This window comes from Mastigocladopsis repens PCC 10914 (assembly GCF_000315565.1).
Lineage (GTDB): Bacteria > Cyanobacteriota > Cyanobacteriia > Cyanobacteriales > Nostocaceae > Mastigocladopsis > Mastigocladopsis repens.
In genome coordinates this window covers 792,095-810,939 of record NZ_JH992901.1, presented here as the reverse complement: position 1 = coordinate 810,939, position 18,845 = coordinate 792,095, and the positions used below count along the sequence as shown (strand labels likewise).

Below are 18,845 nucleotides of genomic sequence, written 5' to 3'. Positions count from 1 at the left end.
AAATTACAAAAAAATACTTCAAAAGGTTGCTAAAATCGCCGAAATCTTTTTAAAAGATTTCGGCGATATAGGTTTTTACCATGGTTGTGTCATGAGTAGATTGAAAATTTGTGACCTGAGTTTTTGTAAAGCTGAACTTTCTAGTTATGGGGAAGTGCCAGGATGGCGAAAGCAGTGGTAACTATGGATATGTGCTTTCAAATCAAGAGGACAATGTTGTAGCAGGTACAACTGTTGGTGACTTGAGAATGGTGGTCAATATGCCACAAGTTTTTCAATAGTTAGTTAGCACCTAGCAGTTCCTTAAGCTTCGATAAAAATGATAGGTGGTAGCAAAATGGCTCGTTATCAACTTATCATCAAAAGGATAGTCTCGCTAGATGACAAGATTATTGCTGAAGCAAAAAGCATCTGGCAATAACCAAAGTCAAGTTAATCAAACCGTTTCAGTCAATATTTCTTCTGGCAACAGTGGTAGGGGTCACTCAATATCTAACTCTATTAGTTATCCCAAGTGGGAGGGCAAAAATTAAACGACCAGACGCTATATTTCATTGCGTCTGGTCACTGCTAATATAGCGGTTCTCAGTTGAGTGCAATACATCAAGAAATAAGAACCACAGATGGACGAGCCAGCGCCTGGCGGTGAACCAGCGCTATGCAGGAGGGTTTCCCGACCTAGGCGACTGGTGTAAGTCCTGCGGACAGGCTACGCCAACGCCGTCAGGCGTGCCGCAGGCATACCCGGAGGGGGGTCTCCCCCCAACCCCAACGCCAGTCCGCTCAAGTCGGGAGACCCGCCCACGCGGCTGGCTCCTCCGTGGGGACCCCGAAGCCCCCCGTTGTGGCGACTGGCGTACAGATAAACACAGATAAATCTGTACTTCATCCAAACGAGAAGCGCTATAGTTAGGGGCACGGGAAACCCGCCGGAGAGCGCTTACTCACCGCAACTCACTGGGGAGGCTACACAAACAAGCGTCCGCAAGGCAAGGACTGATGTTGAGCCAGCGTCAGCAGGCTTTGTTTTTGTAGCCCCAGACTTCCAATCTGAACGCGAGTGCGTGCGCTGTCTTCGCAGGGCGATTCGCCTTCAGGGGATGCTCCCTCTATGGAGTTAGGCGACTCGGCAAGCACTGAACATCGCTCACTGAAAAGTATTAGGTCTCAAACCTCAGTGGCTACGATTCTACCTAACAAGCAAACTGAGGTTTTTTCTTTGCGTTTACCTTTTAAAACAATCCCTATGACGCTACTAGAAAAGAGTATAGCTAGGCAAGTTGAACAATTAGAAGGTTCAGGTACTGTAGCCACTCTAGCCTGATTCCTCTTAACTTCAATTAAGGTTAGATTTGTTGTATTAGCAAAAGAGCTTTGTAGAGATCCCTGAATAGAAACTGTGGCAGATTCCTGATTTCCTTCAAAATCAGACGTAGTGACAAGATTGCTCAATGTAATACTATCACTTTGTTGGTATGCGATAAAGTCGTCATCACCTGGGGTGTTTAAATTACCTGTGAGGTTGAAGAAGTCCAAAATACTATCATCAGCGTTATTGATTAACGCCAAACTTATATCTCCAGCTGCTCTGGCATTTTCCTCTGATGGATTATCTGTTGATGTTGCTAGGGTTAAATCAGCTGTAAAGTCAAAAGAAAAAGGTGTACCTGCATCTACATCAAAGCTACCGATAACTGTAGCCTCACTTTCTGCTAATCCTAAATAATCTCTACCTTCACCAAAGCTGAGGCTCAAAGATGAATTGGATGCTGTTGGTGAAGTCACTATAAAAGTTGCTTCTGCGTTGGCAAAAGCATCTACCATACCATCATTGGCTATGGTCACGGTGTTACTGTCAGTTTCAGTCCCAGTGACTGAAGGGTTTTGACTCAATCTTGTAAGCTCTACTTCTCCTTCAGATAGTGCCAAGCTAGCAGCCTGACTGGGTGACGCTGCTAACAGTGAGCTAGCTATCCACGGAGTAAGCAGTAGTAAGAAGCGCTGGGTAAATCTCTGATATTGCTTCATAAACAATCCTCTTTTTATATTTTTTTTATACTTGTCCCGTTTTCAGCCCATTCACTCACCTAACTGCTTAGATGAGTACAAAAATTAACAGCAGACATGACATACATCGGAAATCTCCCAATCTACTTTTGCAGTGCTGAAAGAAAATTTCTTCTTCAGTCACAGAGGAAGCTTTTAACCGTTTTGGCAAACAAAGATCCCTAGTCATCGCATCAGTAATGTTGCGATAACTCTCTAGCAGGTAAATTATTACCCAAGTATCAATACTAAGACTCTTTTGGAAGATTTTTTGCCAATTTGTGTAAGCCATCGTCAAAATTTAACATCATACGATACTTTAATGATAAGATTGCAAGTATACGCAGTTTTACTAGATGTAATTACTATAAATACGCTATTATACAAAATTAACTTACAGCAGTTTTCATGTATTTGAACCACAATCGAACGTAAGGGCGAACCGCCGTTCGCCCTTACAGTGTGGTCTATTTACCTGAAAATAGCTGTAAATTTGGTGCAAGCACTCATCTTACCCTTGCGTGTTCTATTTGTAAGGCGATTCAGCAGCCTTGTTGAGCCTTAATCTAATCCTCTTTGCCATACTTGTTCTGAGAACAAACGACAATGAAAGTCTAGCTGGTTTGTACTAATTCTCGCGGTTAGCATTTCCCTGGCTCAACACCAGGAAACGAAATATTACTGTAGCATCGGAGCGCATTTGTGCCCTATCAATGAATACTTCAGGGTAGTCATGGTGGAGACTCGAGACACTCTATATCGAATAAGCTAGACCTTGGTGGGGCGGCTCCTCCAGAGGAGCATCGCCTCAAGGGTGGTGTGCTGCACGCAATCGTACTTGATTAAACAAGCCTCTGCCAAAACCATGCAACACATCCAATTGCAGATATCTTAGTCGTAGCCAATCACCTGAGCTTGTAGGGATGAACTTTATGAGCAGTATCAATAAACTTCTCTAACATCAGTCCAATGGGCAAGTTTTCCACCCGCAGGTGTCGCTCCTCCAAAATCCGCTCTTTTTCTTTATAAAAGCAAAATATAGATTCCAGAAATTGATCTAACTCCAGCGGCATCCACATTTCTAACTAACTTATTTTATTTAAGAGTCACGGCTATAACTTTAGAAGGAACTCAGGTTTCTAGCAACTTACGAATTACCTTATTATTTTCCTACTTTATATAGTTATTAATACAGTAGGTATTTTAAAGAATTCTATATGTATAGCAATCCTATTTGATTTGTGAAATTTTTCGTGTTCGCGCAGCGTCTGGGGCAGGAGAAGGCTGTCCTTAGTGAGCCAGCGCAGCCAAGTTGGTTTCCTTCTGTCACGGCGACTGGCGTAAGCGCAAAGCGTGCCGCAGGCATAGGCGTAGCCTCTCCAAAGGAGATACCCAATAGCCGGATACCGTTGGCGAATTCCCAAAACATCTAAACTGAACGGGTCAGTTCAACAATGAAACGATTGAGAGCTTTTTGAGCAGTTTTATACCCAGGTGCTTGTTTACCTAACTTCAGTTCAGACAAAACACGGTCACGTAAAATTTCAAGTTCTGCAACCATTGGCAGAGCAATAGACTGTTCTGTAATAACGGGATTAGATGTTTGATGAAAATCCTCTTGTCGTGTATTACACGGAGGAGGTTCGTTTTCTGGTCGAGTCTGAGTGAAATTTTCTGAGTCTAACCGTGTAATACTCGGTAGATTCTTATGCCTAGTAATGTGTTCTAAATAATCAGCCCTGGTTAAGCCTAAGCATTCAGAAGCAATACCAATAGCCTTCCAGGTTTCATCAGTTAATCTCAATGAACGAACTAGACGATAATCTTCATTCTTGAGAGCAAATTTCCCCTGAATATCTCGTTTTAGCATCCCAACTTCCGTGTATGACACCGTCTTAGTTTAACCTGAAAACCAGGTCTCTCACCGAGTAATACACGGAAAAAGCAACAGATTATTTCGTAGGATTTAAATGTTTGGTTCTGCCAGAAGCGCAAAGTGTGAGGAGCGAGTTTTAGCCCGTGGTATCTCCTCCAACCAAGCGAAAACTCGACCTAGATTGATAGCGGCTGCCGTCAGGATATGCTGTAAGTGAGTTTTAGCTAGCCCAATATAACGGCAGTCGCGCATTTCAAATGCTCGGATTCCTTGAGAGATAGTTCCTTCAATACCTGAGCGCAGCCCATACTGTTTTTGAAACTGTTCAGTTTTTTGTCGTTCCCTGGCTTTTTGAAGAGCTTCGTAATCGGATTGCACCTGTATGGTTAACCCACGAGGGTTTGTTTTTGCACGAGTGCATTGAGACCGAACCGGACACGCTAAACAATCACGCTGCCGAAACTCGACGTAAATTACGGGTTTTCCATAAACGTCTTTATTCTTTTTCCAAAGGTAACTACGCTTACCTTGAGGACAATATACGGCTTTATGCTCCCAATCTATTTTAAAATGAGATAAATCAAATCCAAGACCTGCTTTTGCTTGCCATCCAACGTTGAGGGCTACTGGCCCGAACAAATCAATGTTATAGTCTCGCTGTGAGCTAGAAAGCAATTGGGAAGAAGTATACCCTTGATCAACCAAATGCTGTTGAGGTAAAAGGTCTTTCTGCTCCAGAGCTTGATGAATTGAGGGAACAACCGTTTGGTCTTGACTTGTAGCAGGAGTAGATTCTACATGAGTAATGATATGAGGTAAATTTTCATCACAACTTTCTGTTAGATGCACTTTGTACCCTGTCCAGTTGGTAGTGCGCTTAGTACTATTACGCGCTTCTAAGTCGTAGGGTGAGCGAATTCGTAGTGCCGAAGGCGGGCCATCTTTTTCATTGCGTAACTGAATTTTCTCTGTTGGTGCATAGTATTGCTGTAACCAGACCTGACGCAAAACTTCTACGGCTGGCAGTTGTCGCAATTCAACGGGTGCTGTTTGAGAATAGATAGCATCAAGTAAATCAAAGCCATCAGCCCCAATTGTCACAGCCAAAGCTTCTCGTTCTGGAGCCGTTCTGGGTAGTCGGGAATCTTCAAAGCGTTTGCTATAGCGGTCATACCATTCGGGGGGAGCCAATGACTTCAGCCAGGTGGGTGCTATTTCTGCCACAGCATTTAAAGTATACCGCAGGGTTTCTCCCAGATGTTCCAGTCTTGTTAACTCTCTGACCACCGCTAGTATATGAGTTGAGTCAGTGCGCTGTTTTCCTCTTGCTGACAGCAGTTTGAGTTCCTGAAATCTCAACAGCATCTTGTCTAGTATTTGCTGCTCAATACCACCTGAGATCAATCGATCACGGAATTCGCTTAAAATACTAAAGTCAAAACCTGGATCTGTTAACTCCAACGACAAAGCATATTTCCAATCAATCCGTCCTTGCACTGCTTGGGCTGCTTGCCTGTCTGAAAGATTTTCTAAATATTGCATCACCAGTACCATTGCCAAACGCCAAGGTGCAAGTGCAGGTTGACCGCGTTGTGGATAAAGCGATGCGAAATCTTCATCCTGATAAAATACCCCAAGTTCATCACGCAATCGCATATATAAATTACCTTTGGGAAACGCGGCTTTGGCTACACGTACCGTTTCATTGGGAACAGGAGGAATTTTTTCCGGATGTAAGCACATATACTGCCTCCAAAGGTATTTCTTCTAGTTTATTGATAATTGAGGCAGCTAAGTTCATTTTTTGTTACCGTGTATTACATGGTGGAGTGTAGCTCTCTTTATCATGTAATACACCGTAAACTCTCCGTTTTTATGTTAAGTAATATTTCGCCAACGGTATCATAGCCGTAACGCGTGGCGTCAGCCATAGGATCATTCGTCATTTGTCATTAGTGGTTTCTCACAAATGATTTCGGACTGCTATAGTAGTTTCATACTCACGATAGAAGTCTTCATATTTATCTATCCTAAGTCTGAATTCTTTATTGATACATATAAATTTATAATTATGATTGTAAGTGGAAAATATAATGTTTATATCTGTATATTTCTTATATAAAAAAATATTAGATACTTGACAATATTTTAAGGAATTTACTAAGTAATAATTAAGGAACAAGGTGCTGTTGATATCCTTTTTAAGGATTTATGGTTGAAATTATCTAGCGGATGATTTCAAATCTATAATAAACTGGTGCTTTCTAAGCATTTAATATCAGGTTGCAGTAATAATACTTATTACACAGACACCTGACCTTGATGCTTCTACTTGTTAGCAGTGGGATAGTTTTCCAACTTTTTTGTTAATTAAATTAAATAAACTACAAGAGCAAGAGGTTAAGCTATGAACGTTATTCTGTCGCTGTGGAGAGAGAAATAAAAGTCAAATTCTCACATTCCTTTAGTGTCTCTAATTTGTCTGTAATGAGCGAAGGTAATTTTATTTTCAAAAAATTGCAAAACTCTTTTAACAAAAAGTTTTCATATTTCTCCTTAGCAGTAGTGAAAAAATATGAGTCTGTTTGGCAAACTTTAATAAAAACGTAAGACATCAAAATTAGAATTGGGTAAGGTTTCAAAGACCTTTACAGTTATCAAAAAAAATTGGTGAGACGTAACAAAAAAAATGAACCTAGCCTTCCCTAAGAGGGAAGAGGTAGGTAAATTACCTTCCTTCTGCAAGGAGAGATATCAGAGAAAATATCAAATTATAGTGATATTTAATGAAACCCACTGAACTTAAGAAAATGTACTGCTAGCATTGAAAGTTAGGGTGATTAATATTATACCATCAGCGGCATACAAATTTGCATACGTAAGATACAGGTGACAAAAGAATGATGTCAGACCACTTGAGAAAATCTGAAGAATTTGAGAGCGACGACCCTGCTTCTGGCAAGTTTTTAACACCTTTTCAACGGAAAGTCCTGCTCAAGAATTTGCAAACCAATTTCCAACCAGAATACCGTCGGAGACTAGAAATTATGTTGCTGGCAGATATGGGGAAATCTCAAACCGAAATCTGTCAAATCTTAGGTTGTTCCCAGGAGATGGCACGGTATTGGATTGCTTTAGCACAAGCAGGTTTGGCGCACAAATGGAAGGAGCATCCAATAGGTAGACCTAAGACTGTTAACGCTGAATATATCCAACGTTTGCAGGAATTGGTGAATCACAGTCCTCATGAATATGGTTATTCATTTAAGTGCTGGACCGCTCAATGGTTAAGCAAACACTTAGCAAAAGAATTTGGTATTGAAATTAGCGATCGCCACATCAACCGCCTACTGAAACAAATGGGGCTTTCCACCAAACAAAAACGCTCCTCCAGCAAACAAGCAACTGACCACACAAAGGATTCAAGCATTACGATTAGTGACCTACAGTTCACCTCAGAGCCTCGCTCCCACTGGTTATTCAATCTAATTAACACCAGTAAATAATTTTGTAGTTGAGCTAAAAAGATGGTATCAGTGTATTCAAAGCAACAGCTTGGTCAACTACTTACCCAAACCGTGGGAGAGACACTTTCACCAAAGGAAGTGCAAAGTTGTTTAACAACAGCAGAAATTTTAGAGCCACCAGTAACAAAGCTGTTCTGGCAATCAACAGACGCTCAAGCCGGAATTTACATAGTCCTTGCAGGTAAAGTAAGACTGCTGGATAGCTCCAATAACTTAATCACCACCCTTTCAGCAGGGGCATCATTTGGTGAAGCGACTCTGTTTCCTCAAGAGGACTTCAGTCCTTACGCCGCTAGAGCTTCTTATAACTTAAAGCTTTGCTATCTTAAGGAAGAAGCGTTGCAACCTTTAATGGGCAACAACCAAATCCGCGATAAGCTGTACCGTCAAGCAGAACTTTGGGATTTGCTGCTGTTATGTTGCCAGAACTCTCAACAGCGCAACATAAAGGAGATGCTCAACGCCTTACCAGTATTTGAGCGGCACAATTTGGAAATTGGCTCTATCCCAGAAACACTATGCAAAGATTACAAGCTGTGGCTGTTGCGTCGGGGTCAAGTGTTGCATTCTGGCGGTTACAGGCTCACTTCAGGCAACATCTATCCTCCTGAAAAACAGGGTAGTTGGCAGGCTACGCAACCAACAATTGCTTACTGTCTAAGGAATTCTGATTGGCAAACAGCACTGCTATACTGTCCCCAGTTAGCAGAATTGGTTGGCTCTGGCTCTGAGTTAACAGTTGCCACTGATGAAGACTTCAAGACGCGCCAAAGCAAATCCTTTCAAAAAACATTTGCCAAAGAAAGTAACATCATTTCATTTCGGCAGCCAACTTCCCCACCAAAACAAAAGCAAAAAAAATCACGACCTTACTTTCCCAGTCCTCAAGTCAAAGCGGGGCAAGTGTTAGGACGCTTCACCAAGCGCTATCCGTTCTTTGCACAACAAAGCGCCTCTGACTGTGGGGCAGCCTGCTTGGTAATGATTGGTCGCTATTGGGGCAAGCGCTTGAGTGTAAATCGCCTGCGGGATTTAGCCAACGTCAGTCGCAGCGGGGCATCACTGCGGGGTTTAACAGCAGCAGCAGAAAGCATCGGTTTTACGACCCGACCAGTCAAAGCTAGCCTCGATAAATTGGCAGAACAACCCTTGCCTGCCATTGTTCACTGGGAAGGCAAACATTACATCGTCGTCTACGAAATCACTCCTAAACGGGTGATTGTCGGCGACCCTGCCATTGCTCAACGCAACCTCACCCATGCTGAATTTAAAGCAGGTTGGACAGGTAATGCCTTACTATTGCAACCCACAGATCTACTTAAAGAAACCGAAGAAGCGAGTACACCATTCTGGCAGTTTCTCGAGTTAGTCAAACCTCACCGACAAGTCCTGCTAGAAGTGTTCATTGCTAGCGTATTTATTCAGCTATTTGGACTGGTCACGCCGCTATTCACCCAGCTGCTGCTAGACCGAGTGATTGTGCAGGGTAGCGCCCTCACTTTAACCGCCATCGGGTTCGGGTTGCTGATTTTTGGTTTGTTCCGAGTCGCCATGACCGGACTACGGCAATATTTGCTGGATCACACAGCTAACCGCGTTGGAGTAGCGCTGATGGTGGGTTTTATCAAACATACCTTCCGCTTGCCCCTGGCATTTTTTGAGTCACGTTACGTTGGCGATATTGTTTCTCGCGTCCAAGAAAATCAGAAAATTCAGCGTTTCCTTACCGGCGAAGCACTGTCAATCATTCTCGATTTGCTGACAGTGTTTATTTATGTAGGATTGATGTTTTGGTACAGCTGGCAGATGGCATTGCTAGCGCTTTTGGTTGTGCCACCATTTTTTCTGCTAGCGCTGGTAGCGACACCTTTCTTTCACCGTATCAACCGAGAGGTTTTTAATGCCTTAGCTAAGGAGAACAGTTATCTCATTCAATCCCTCACAGGGATTCGCTCGATTCGCTCAATGGCAGTAGAACAGACGGTGCGCTGGCATTGGGAGGAACTGCTGAATAATTTCATTAAAAAAATATTTGGCGGGCAGGTCATTAGTAACCAACTGCAAATTTTCAGTTCTACTATCGAAACGATGATAACCACGGGATTACTGTGGTATGGGGCATGGCTGGTGATTCAAAACCAACTCACCATTGGACAATTAGTTGCTTTCAATATGTTGTTGGGCAACATCATCCGTCCTTTCCAACGCCTCACAGTGCTGTGGAATCAAGTGCAAGAAGTTATCGTTTCTGCCGAACGCATTAATGATGTGTTGGAAGCGGAACCAGAAGAAGACTTGCACTCATCACCCCGCCAGTTTTTACCTAGGCTGCGCGGTCACATTCGCTTTGAGAATCTCACTTTCCGCTATCACCCAGAAAGCGATATTAATGTGCTGCAAAATCTCAGCTTTGAAATCAAGCCAGAGGAAACAGTAGCGGTTGTAGGGCGGAGTGGTTCTGGGAAAACCACCCTTTCTAAGTTAATTTTGGGTTTATATCCTGCCACCGAGGGCAAATTGCTGATTGATGGTCATGATGTCAGTAGTATTGCCCTGCGATCGCTTCGGTCTCAAATTGGTGTTGTCAATCAAGATATCTTCTTATTTGGCGGCACGATTCGGGAAAATATCAGTATTGCTCACCCAGAAGCCTCTCTAGAAGAGATTATTGAGGCAGCTCGTTTGGCAGGAGCAGACGAATTTATTCAGCAACTACCAATGGGTTATGAAACCCAAATTGGTGAAGGCGGGGGAATGCTGTCTGGTGGACAACGCCAACGCCTAGCCATCGCCCGTGCTTTGCTAGGCAATCCCCGATTTTTAATATTCGATGAAGCCACCAGTAACCTGGATGCGGAATCTGAACGCATCATCCAGAACAACCTAAAAACAATTCTCAAAGGGCGCAGCAGCCTAATAATTGCTCATCGCCTCTCTACTGTACGCAACGCTGACTTGATTCTAGTTTTAGATCGCGGCGTATTGGTCGAAAGTGGGACTCACAAGGAATTAATCGCCAAAAAAGGGCATTACTACTACCTCAACCAGCAACAACTTGCTCAAACAGGTTGAGTTTAAGAACTAAGGGCTAGAGAATTTTGAATCTCTTTATCTTCCCACCTCCCCATCTCTCCCTTCGGGTATCTCCTCCCCAAAAGTTGCGCCAACGCCAGTCGCCTCAACGGGGGAACCCCCCTCCGGCTATGCCTGAGCCTTCGGCACGGCTGCGCCGAACGGCACGGCGCTAGACTCACCATCTCTCTATTTTTGAAATAAAACTATGCCAAACCGATCTCACAATTCATCATCTGCACTCGCTAGAAGTGAGCAGGATGAGTATAAAAGTGACATCCAGCATGAGGAAATTGCGGAATCTACCAAGCTTAATGAGCGCACAGACGCATCAGGTGAAGCAAAAGATTGGTTCTACGGAACCGAAGAACTGCTCGATGCCTTACCGCAAGCATGGACGCGCTCGTTGCTGTATCTGTTGGTAGGCTTTGTAGCCATCGCCTTACCATGGGCAATGCTCTCAAAGGTGGATGAAACAGGAAGCGCCAGAGGGCGTATCGAACCATTAGGCGCAACCCAAAAACTGGACACTCAAGCCGAAGGCAGCGTTGTTGCCGTCAAGGTCAAAGAAGGCGAAACCGTCAAAGCTGGGCAGGTGCTGCTCGAACTCAAATCAGATGTGTTGAAAACTCAACTCGAGCAAGTGCAAGAAAAACTCGCCGGGCTGCAAAATAAGCGGCAGAATTTAGAACTGCTGAAAAATCAATTGTTGCTGAGTGTGCGTACCCAAGAGCAACAAAACCAAGCTCAACAATTGGCAAAACAGTCTCAGGTGCAACAAGCGCAACAGAACCTCGATGGTCTCAAAACTACTCTTAACTTACAAAAACAAGAAAAACTAGCGAAAGTTAACCAGATGCAGCAAGCTCTCGAGTCCAGTCAAGCTGCACATCAGTTAGCACAAGTTCGTTTACACGCCGCTCAAGAAAAAGTCCCACGCTATCAAAAAGCCTATGAAGACGGTGTGATGTCACTAGACCGCTTCAAGGAAGTGGAACAGTCTGCTAAAGAAAACCACGAACGCCATGTGCAAGCTCAGTCTGATATTTCTCAGGCTCACTCTAGCTTGCTTGAACACCAGAGCAATTATCACAAGAGTGTTGAGCAAGCTAAGTCTGATATCGAGCTTGCACAACTGCGTTTGCAAGAGGAACAACGCAGCTATCAAAGCCTGATTCATACTGGTCAACTGGCTTTGTTAAAAAGTCAAGAACAACTTAAAGATATGCAAACACAAATCAACTCCCTGCAATCGGAAATTGCTCAAACACTCAGCCAAATCACATCCTTAAAGATTCAGTTGCAACAACGAGTGGTGCGTTCGCCAATTGATGGTGTGATTTTTGAGTTGCCGGTGACTAAGCCTGGCGCTGTGCTACAAGCCGGTAACAGAGTTGCCCAAATTGCACCTAAGAATACTGAGTTAGTACTTAAGGCTCAGATGCCTAGCCAAGATAGTGGTTTCTTAAAAGTGGGGATGCCTGTCAAACTCAAGTTTGATGCTTATCCTTTCCAGGAGTATGGCATTGTCTCTGGGCGTGTTAGCTGGATTTCTCCTGACTCTAAACTCACTCAATCTCCTCAAGGTAACATCGAAAACTTTGAGTTAGAAATCGCTTTGGACCAGCAGTACATCCACAATGGTGACAAACGTATCTCCATCACTCCCGGTCAGACTGCAACTGCTGAGGTTATTGTTCGCCAGCGCCGTGTTATTGACTACATCTTAGACCCCTTTAAGAAGTTGCAAACCGGCGGTTTAGAGCTTTAGTGATTTGTTATTAGTCAACAACTATGAGTTATTGACTCTCGACGATGAACTTTCGGGCGTTACTAAATGAGGTAATGATATCAAGAAATGTAAATTTCTTTAGTAGCTGCATAAATCCCACATTTCGCAGGTTGAAGAAAAGAAACCGTTTTGTTATACGCATCAAATAAATACCTAATAGACTTGTCCGAAAATTCCTACCAAACTCTTGTAGTGATTGTATTGAAAGAGAATTTCCGGATAGGTCTATTAGCTTAATCGGAGGAATGCCATAATGTTAAGAGTGCTTAATGTTTCTCAGGAAGAGATTCTTTATCACATCAGAATCTCCTGCCAAATTCCTAGTTTATTGGAAGGTATTGCCACTCGAAAAATTATTGCTGATGCTGCTAAACAAGCAGATCTTAAAATCGAGCCAGAAGAACTTCAACAGGCAGCAGATAACCTACGTTTAGCCAACAAACTCCTCAAAGCAGAAGATACCTGGGCATGGCTAAAAAAATATCATCTTTCTGTCGATGACTTTGAAGAATTGGCATACACAAACCTGCTTTCTAACAAGTTAGCAATGCATCTATTTGCAGATCACATTGAACCGTTCTTTTATGAACACGAACTTGATTATGCCGGAGCAGTTATCTATGAAGTCATTTTGGATGATGAAGACTTGGCTTTGGAAGTGTTTTACGCCCTACAAGAATGTGAAATCTCTTTCCAACAAATCGCTCGGCAATATATTAAAGAACCAGCACTCCGGCGCGCTGGAGGATATCAGGGAATCAGACGCCATATTGATTTGAAACCGGAAATTGCAGCAGCAGTTTTTGCCGCCAATCCGCCACAGATTCTTAAGCCAATTATGACACCAAAAGGAGTCCATATCATTTTGGTTGAGGAAATTATTCAACCGCAATTAGACGAACAATTGCGCGTTAAGATTTTGGGAGATTTGTTTGCAGCTTGGTTAAAGCAACAAATGGCTGAACTAGAAATTTCTGCCCAAATTGAAGATGGCAATTCTTCGACTGAGGCTATCTAGCGGAAATCAGCGAATGCTGTGTGAGGAAAGCCCCTTAAGCTATCACATATATAATTTGCATAAAGCAATCAACCAGTAGGATGGGCACTGCCCACCCTATTAGAAAAATAGTTTTAACCATGATGGTTGGAATTTTTAAAATTCTTTAACCAACCTTGAAACAAAGAGTCCATAATTTGCTCTCTCACCGCTTGATTTAATACAGTGGGAAACCACTTTTCAACTCTGACAACGTGATAACCCAATTTGCTTTGAACTGGACCTAAAATTTCGCCTTCTTTGGCGTTGTTAATAGTTTCAGCAATTTCAGGAGTGAGTTCTACCAAAAAGCGAATTCCGACAAAACCCCCCTTTTCTTGGGATTGCTTACCCTTCGAGTATTCCAATGCCAAAGCACAGAAAGAAGCGTGTCCCTCGCGTAGCATCTGCACGATTTTCCAAGCGGTATCCAAGTCAACAACTAGTATCTGTGATACCGCCACCCTTCTGTAGCGATCGCGGTTTCTCATATATTCACCGTCCACACCTGCACCAAACAGATGTTCTTTAAGTTTTTTCTCTAGCAGCGCCACTCTAATTCCTTGCGACCAGTCCTCTACACCAATCCGCTGCTGGTCTAACCACGCCATCGTTTCCTGTAATCCCCATAACTTCCTTTCTTGGCGAAAGTCATCTCCAGCGGCTTGCACTTCCTCTTCAGACACCGTAATTCCAAACTTCTCGCATCCGGCTAAGACTAGTGCATCTCGTTCAGCTAAAGCCGCAATTTCTGCTAATTTAGCTGAACGACGCAGATATGCAATGACATCTGCATCTGTTGCCGGAGAGATTTGTTGTGCTGTAAATCCTTCTTGAGGCAGAGATTTTTGACTACGTTCAGCCTCATCGGTAGGGGGAAGTGCTTGTACAGGTGGTTCCAAATCTTGTTGCATGGCTGTTTTTATGGCTTTTTATTTTTATATAGATATATAGTGATGGTATTGCTACTTAGAACTTGCGACCAAGAGTCTTTCTGGCGCAACGTCTTGGATTTTCACGCGTTTACGATGCAGATCGCCATACAAGTTAAGGTAGTCCAATTCCTCAGGTTTTAATTTACCTTTCTGGACAGCCTTAATCGCCGCATCAACTTCCTGACGATTTCGCCAACCCGCTAATGCTACATCCACGCAGTTTTGGCTTAAGGAATAGCGATATAAATCTGGCACTGAAGGTTGCCAGCATTCAGAAGGTAAACCGGCTGGGGGATGCCACAATGGACCATACATACCACCAGACTTAAAGGTGACAATACCTGGTCGATGTGGATCGTTAGCATCCAAATGAGGGAAAACCTTAGTTTGGGCGGTGCGGTGTGCAACGTTGTGCCTGACCATGACCACATCCAATAAAGAGCTATTCAACCACTGTTGTGCCAGATCATGGTCGTGGAAAGAAGCACCGATATAGCGCACCGCACCCATTTTTTTCAGGCGTTCCGAAACGCCAAAGATTCTTTCTATGGTTCGCTGACAAACCGTATTTGGACCCCGCATATCGTCAGAGGCGCTCACGCACTTGGTAAAAGCGTCGGCATTATGGTTGTCAATCCAGCCCCAAAAAAACACATCAATGTAGTCCATTCCCAAGTCTGAAAACTGATCGAACAGACAGCTCAACACTGCATCTGGGGTTCTAATCATGTAACTTACAGTTGCTAGAACCACCTTTTCTCGTACCGAGGAGCCGCGTCCACATAAATTGCGGAGTGCCCCAGCCATCGAACTATAAAAATAGTGATGCAAATCGCTGGAGTAGAAGAAATAGTTAATTCCTTGGTCGAAGGCGTAAAGAGTATCTTCACTAGAGATCTGACCCCCACCTCCCAATCCCAGACAACTGACCGTTAAGTTAGTCCGCCCAAGTTTGCGGTAAAAAGGGAGATCCGACTCTGGAAATCTACTATTGGCGAGGGCAATTTCAGCCTCTGGGTTGATGGACGTTTGCTCAACTTTGGGTACAAGATTGGTAATTTTCATAGCTTCAATGGGGTGTACATATCCTCAGAGTTGGCATTGAGGTAAGGACGCTGCAATTCAATGTTTACTAAGGAGAATTGTTGCATGATCGCTGTCATCCGACCTTCAGGTGTATTATCCCCTTTATGCCAAGCTTCGAGTAAACCATTGGCAACAATTTGACAGCGATTCGTACCAAAACTTTCTTTTTCTGCAAATTTCTGGTTTGGTTCTTCGGCGATCGCCAACCCCGGTGCTAGTAACTTGGTAAACAAAGGGACTTTGGGCTGAAAATGGGATTGGTGTTCTGCATACACCCTCTCTAGTACTGAGTGGACAGCTTCATACTTGCTTTTATCAAAGTAAAGCACCGCTGAATCGTAACGCCCGTAGTCTTTTGGGTTGTATAGCGCTTTAAACTTGAAGGCAATGGCAATGGCGTTTAGTTGGGCAGTCAAGCTTCCCATGACTGCAACTGCACCTGGTGGAGTTAAGTTAAAGTAGACGCGGACAGTCTCTCCTTTGTCGTTCAATCTTGTTGCATTGCCAACTGCCATATAAAAGCCATTTTGCACCAAATTCTTGGGCATTTTGATGGCAACCAAGTCGCCGACTGTGGCAGTTTGCGCTTCTGGTTGGAGATGCTTCGCACGGTCAATATGCAGTGTCAAACCCTCCTTCTGCACTGCCAAAGCACCATCTGTTTCTTCTTTCATCACCTGCCAACCGTAGCTCAAGTAGCCTTCGCCACTGTTAGTTTCATGCAAACGGTCGTAAAACGCCACATCTACCCCTAGGTAGGTGTTGTTCTCTAAATTTTGGTTTATGTCCAAATTTGTTGCATCCTCGTCAGGTGCTAAGGCACGTTTCAGGGAAGCGTTGTAATAGATGCCGTAGAGAAAACGACATAGCCGTTGGTTGAGAAACTTATTTTGTATAGCTAAGGGCAATTGCTGAAAGCGTGGAATTGCCTCAGATGGAACTTCCAACGGTTTATAATCAGGATGCCTAATACAAAAGTGGGACTGAATTTCGACTTTATTAATTATGTCTTGCAGTGAAACCTGCAATGACTCTGGAATAGCTCCTGTTTGAATTTGTAGCGAATCTAACAGTTGCATAAAGACTGATCTGTAAATAAGGGGTAATGAAAAGTAAAAAATATTTTAACTTTTGACTTTTAACTTTTGATTTGTCTTTGCGTCCTCTTCTAAGCTAGAGATAAGCTTGTGCGAGTAAGGGCTGATGCTTCCATGCCAAAAATCGTCGGAATGGATGCTTCCGGACGGCATAACAAAGACTTAGCCACCTGAAGCATACAGATACCCATATTGCCAAAGGATTTTTGGTATTGTAGCATTGACTGAATGGCGGTAATCAAATTCCAACCAGAAGATTGCACGACTCGCTGCAAGAAATCAGGGCGATGTTCTAAAATTTCTGGAAAGTCAGCAAAATAAGCACTTGCTAAAGCCGCAAGGGAAGGTTGTATTTGTTCCAGAGGAGTTGTCGCCATCCCCAACGACTCATCAAGACTCATCGTTTTACTTGTAATCAAGCTTCTAAGCCAGATGAGCAAGTAGCTGCCGATGAGCGTGCCTAAATCTAAGGCAGGATCTCCCCAACCGCAGCGTTCCCAATCAATAAATCGTACCATACTGTTTCCCTCCTTAATCAAGGGAGGATTAACTTGCTGCCAATCATGAGACAATAGGATATTGTTCAGCTTCAGGTCATTGTGGGTCAAACAACAAGGAACTAAAGAAGAACCAAGTTCTGCGATCGCTTGCCCCAAACTGTCATAGCGCTGATAGAGCGAATAGAATTTTAAACCATCGGCTGGAACCAAACCAAAAATTTCTGGACCAATCCGTTCTATCTTCTTTACCAGATGGAGAACTGTTTTGGGAGATTGATTCTCCTGCTTTGGAGCAAAAAAGTCTTGATAGTCTTGACGACCGAGAGTTAGGCGATGAATATTGGCTAAAATCGTGCCGATCGCAGTAGCAATCTCCGTAGGAAAGATATTTTCCTTGGCGTAGAAATTCATCAAATCACGATAGTTCTCTAGATAGTTTAAAACAATAATTGAATGCTGCGCGTTAAAATAAATTCCTTCTGAGAGCCAAAAGTGCATCTGGTTTAATTCTGTGAATTTTTGTAAAAATTCGTGAATCTGCCATTCGCGCAAAAACTCCCCTGCTGTCTTTCCTTCTCGATTGCGAGGCTCTTGCTTAACAAGAAGTTTACGACCCTGTGGCAAAGTCAGTAACAGGTTAAAGTTTTTGGCGTATTTTTGTTCAATTTCACTTTGAGCTTTTTCTTCTGGAGTACACAGACCCTGCTCAATCAGATAATCTAAAACATTTTGAGAACTTAATACAAATGTCATGATGCAAAACTTTATTTAAAATAATTTTATTTTTTGATTTTCAATTTTTTGATTTTTATACACACTTAAAAAATCTCAAAAATACAGAAATTTTACTACTCCTTAATCCCTCTCCTAGAAGGAGAGGGATTATAACCCCTTCCAACTAAAAAATTTATTCCTTTTCCCTCCCCCGCAGAGGGGAGGGTTAGAAACAGGTAGGAAGGGATTTAGGGGAGTTAGGTTTGAGAAACTGATTCTACTTAACTGAGAACCGCTATAATTAGATTATGGATCACACTCAATCGGAGATTGAACAACTCCGATTGAGCTTAATTAGTCACATTGGTATGGACTAATGCCAAAAAAGTTGAGCGCTTAGGGTTCAAACAGTTAGCCAATTGAAACAGAGATATCTTTAGTCTTGATATCTACGCTGTCTACATTGCTATCAATGGTAACTACAACATCTCCGTCTCCACCGCCAAAAACAGACATTTCTTGGTCGTTGAGTTCGTTGAGGAAGCTTTCGCTATCTTGGAACAATTCAGCACCAGCAGGACGTAGTTCAGAGATTTTGATGTTAGCCATGATGTTTTCTCCTGAAATAATGATTTGACTTTTCTTGGTTTGGAATTCAACAATTAGCCAATGGAAACAGAGATATCTTTAGTCTTGATATCTACGCTGTCCACGTTGCTATCAACGGTAACTACGACATCTCCGTCTCCACCGCCAAAAACAGACATTTCTTGGTCGTTGAGTTCGTTGAGGAAGCTTTCGCTATCTTGGAACAATTCAGCACCAGCAGGACGTAGTTCAGAGATTTTGATGTTAGCCATGATGTTTTCTCCTGAAATAATGATTTGACTTTTCTTGGTTTGGAATTCAACAATTAGCCAATGGAAACAGAGATATCTTTAGTCTTGATATCTAGGGTATCGACATTGCTATCAACGGTAACTACAACATCTCCGTCTCCACCGCCAAAAACAGACATTTCTTGGTCGTTGAGTTCGTTGAGGAAGCTTTCGCTATCTTGGAACAGTTCAGCACCAGCAGGACGTAGTTCAGAGATTTTGATGTTAGCCATGATGTTTTCTCCTGAAATAATGATTTGACTTTTCTTGGTTTCGGATTCAACAA

The 18,845-nt window shown here is 43.0% G+C and carries 19 protein-coding genes and 1 pseudogene; 7 read left to right on the top strand and 13 right to left on the bottom strand.

The features are described 5' to 3' along the window. The first annotated feature begins 146 nt into the window (after positions 1–146). Positions 147–281, top strand: a complete 135-nt coding sequence (locus MAS10914_RS36110; protein ID WP_017314981.1) for a hypothetical protein — start codon at positions 147–149, stop codon at positions 279–281. Positions 282–709: 428 nt separating this feature from the next. Here MAS10914_RS36110 and MAS10914_RS33945 read toward each other — a convergent pair whose 3' ends face one another. The 4 genes and pseudogenes from MAS10914_RS33945 to MAS10914_RS33450 form a co-directional block, all read right to left on the bottom strand. After that, positions 710–919 carry a hypothetical protein gene (locus MAS10914_RS33945; protein WP_156818098.1) on the bottom strand — a complete coding sequence of 70 codons (210 nt, stop codon included), beginning with the start codon at positions 917–919 and terminating at the stop codon, positions 710–712. Between the two features lie 47 nt (positions 920–966). Then, entirely contained in the window at positions 967–1,137 is a 171-nt protein-coding gene (locus MAS10914_RS33940; RefSeq protein ID WP_156818097.1) for a hypothetical protein, read from the bottom strand. Positions 1,138–1,167: 30 nt separating this feature from the next. Continuing rightward, a complete protein-coding gene (locus MAS10914_RS29675; RefSeq protein ID WP_017314979.1) occupies positions 1,168–2,028 on the bottom strand; it encodes a hypothetical protein in 861 nt (286 codons plus the stop codon). Positions 2,029–2,940: 912 nt separating this feature from the next. After that, positions 2,941–3,131: pseudogene (locus MAS10914_RS33450) on the bottom strand (insulinase family protein); the annotation flags it as partial. A gap of 168 nt (positions 3,132–3,299) precedes the next feature. Here MAS10914_RS33450 and MAS10914_RS0105875 point away from each other — a divergent pair. Continuing rightward, positions 3,300–3,479 carry a hypothetical protein gene (locus MAS10914_RS0105875; RefSeq protein WP_156818096.1) on the top strand — a complete coding sequence of 60 codons (180 nt, stop codon included), beginning with the start codon at positions 3,300–3,302 and terminating at the stop codon, positions 3,477–3,479. Here the strand turns inward: MAS10914_RS0105875 and MAS10914_RS0105870 are convergent. Both MAS10914_RS0105870 and MAS10914_RS0105865 read right to left on the bottom strand, forming a co-directional pair. Continuing rightward, positions 3,476–3,916: a hypothetical protein gene (locus MAS10914_RS0105870; protein WP_017313973.1), complete on the bottom strand. Its 441-nt coding sequence runs from the start codon at positions 3,914–3,916 to the stop codon at positions 3,476–3,478. The two genes, MAS10914_RS0105875 and MAS10914_RS0105870, sit on opposite strands and share 4 nt — an antisense overlap. 96 nt (positions 3,917–4,012) lie before the next feature. Then, a complete protein-coding gene (locus MAS10914_RS0105865; protein ID WP_017313974.1) occupies positions 4,013–5,665 on the bottom strand; it encodes an IS1182 family transposase in 1,653 nt (550 codons plus the stop codon). 1,160 nt (positions 5,666–6,825) lie between these two features. Between MAS10914_RS0105865 and MAS10914_RS0105860 the strand changes: the two genes are divergently transcribed. The 5 genes from MAS10914_RS0105860 to MAS10914_RS0105845 all read left to right on the top strand — a co-directional run bounded on the left by MAS10914_RS0105860 (position 6,826) and on the right by MAS10914_RS0105845 (position 13,331). Further along, the gene (locus MAS10914_RS0105860; protein ID WP_026082353.1) at positions 6,826–7,428 is read left to right on the top strand and encodes a helix-turn-helix domain-containing protein; all 603 of its coding nucleotides are present in this window, start codon (positions 6,826–6,828) and stop codon (positions 7,426–7,428) included. A gap of 21 nt (positions 7,429–7,449) precedes the next feature. Beyond that, the gene (locus tag MAS10914_RS0105855) at positions 7,450–10,521 is read left to right on the top strand and encodes a peptidase domain-containing ABC transporter (protein WP_017314975.1); all 3,072 of its coding nucleotides are present in this window, start codon (positions 7,450–7,452) and stop codon (positions 10,519–10,521) included. 26 nt (positions 10,522–10,547) lie between these two features. Then, complete coding sequence (locus MAS10914_RS33935; RefSeq protein ID WP_156818095.1) at positions 10,548–10,697, top strand: hypothetical protein; 150 nt, start codon at positions 10,548–10,550, stop codon at positions 10,695–10,697. A 32-nt stretch (positions 10,698–10,729) separates the two neighbouring features. Then, positions 10,730–12,292 (top strand): HlyD family efflux transporter periplasmic adaptor subunit, encoded by a 1,563-nt coding sequence (locus MAS10914_RS0105850; protein ID WP_017314974.1) that lies wholly within the window; start codon positions 10,730–10,732, stop codon positions 12,290–12,292. 274 nt (positions 12,293–12,566) lie between these two features. Next, positions 12,567–13,331: a peptidylprolyl isomerase gene (locus MAS10914_RS0105845; RefSeq protein WP_017314973.1), complete on the top strand. Its 765-nt coding sequence runs from the start codon at positions 12,567–12,569 to the stop codon at positions 13,329–13,331. A gap of 113 nt (positions 13,332–13,444) precedes the next feature. Here the strand turns inward: MAS10914_RS0105845 and MAS10914_RS0105840 are convergent, their stop codons facing one another. The 7 genes from MAS10914_RS0105840 to MAS10914_RS0105810 form a co-directional block, all read right to left on the bottom strand. Beyond that, positions 13,445–14,263 carry a peptidylprolyl isomerase gene (locus tag MAS10914_RS0105840; RefSeq protein ID WP_017314972.1) on the bottom strand — a complete coding sequence of 273 codons (819 nt, stop codon included), beginning with the start codon at positions 14,261–14,263 and terminating at the stop codon, positions 13,445–13,447. Between the two features lie 51 nt (positions 14,264–14,314). Further along, on the bottom strand, positions 14,315–15,349 hold the full coding sequence (locus MAS10914_RS0105835; RefSeq protein WP_017314971.1) for an aldo/keto reductase: 1,035 nt from the start codon (positions 15,347–15,349) through the stop codon (positions 14,315–14,317). Continuing rightward, positions 15,346–16,449 (bottom strand): T3SS effector HopA1 family protein, encoded by a 1,104-nt coding sequence (locus MAS10914_RS0105830; RefSeq protein WP_017314970.1) that lies wholly within the window; start codon positions 16,447–16,449, stop codon positions 15,346–15,348. The genes MAS10914_RS0105835 and MAS10914_RS0105830 overlap by 4 nt, the downstream gene beginning before the upstream one ends. 89 nt (positions 16,450–16,538) lie before the next feature. Further along, on the bottom strand, positions 16,539–17,720 hold the full coding sequence (locus MAS10914_RS0105825) for a phosphotransferase (RefSeq protein ID WP_017314969.1): 1,182 nt from the start codon (positions 17,718–17,720) through the stop codon (positions 16,539–16,541). Positions 17,721–18,092: 372 nt separating this feature from the next. Continuing rightward, positions 18,093–18,290 (bottom strand): hypothetical protein, encoded by a 198-nt coding sequence (locus MAS10914_RS0105820; RefSeq protein WP_017314968.1) that lies wholly within the window; start codon positions 18,288–18,290, stop codon positions 18,093–18,095. Positions 18,291–18,343: 53 nt separating this feature from the next. After that, the gene (locus MAS10914_RS0105815; protein ID WP_017314967.1) at positions 18,344–18,541 is read right to left on the bottom strand and encodes a hypothetical protein; all 198 of its coding nucleotides are present in this window, start codon (positions 18,539–18,541) and stop codon (positions 18,344–18,346) included. 53 nt (positions 18,542–18,594) lie between these two features. Further along, positions 18,595–18,792 carry a hypothetical protein gene (locus MAS10914_RS0105810; protein ID WP_017314966.1) on the bottom strand — a complete coding sequence of 66 codons (198 nt, stop codon included), beginning with the start codon at positions 18,790–18,792 and terminating at the stop codon, positions 18,595–18,597. Between the last annotated feature and the right edge of the window lie 53 nt (positions 18,793–18,845).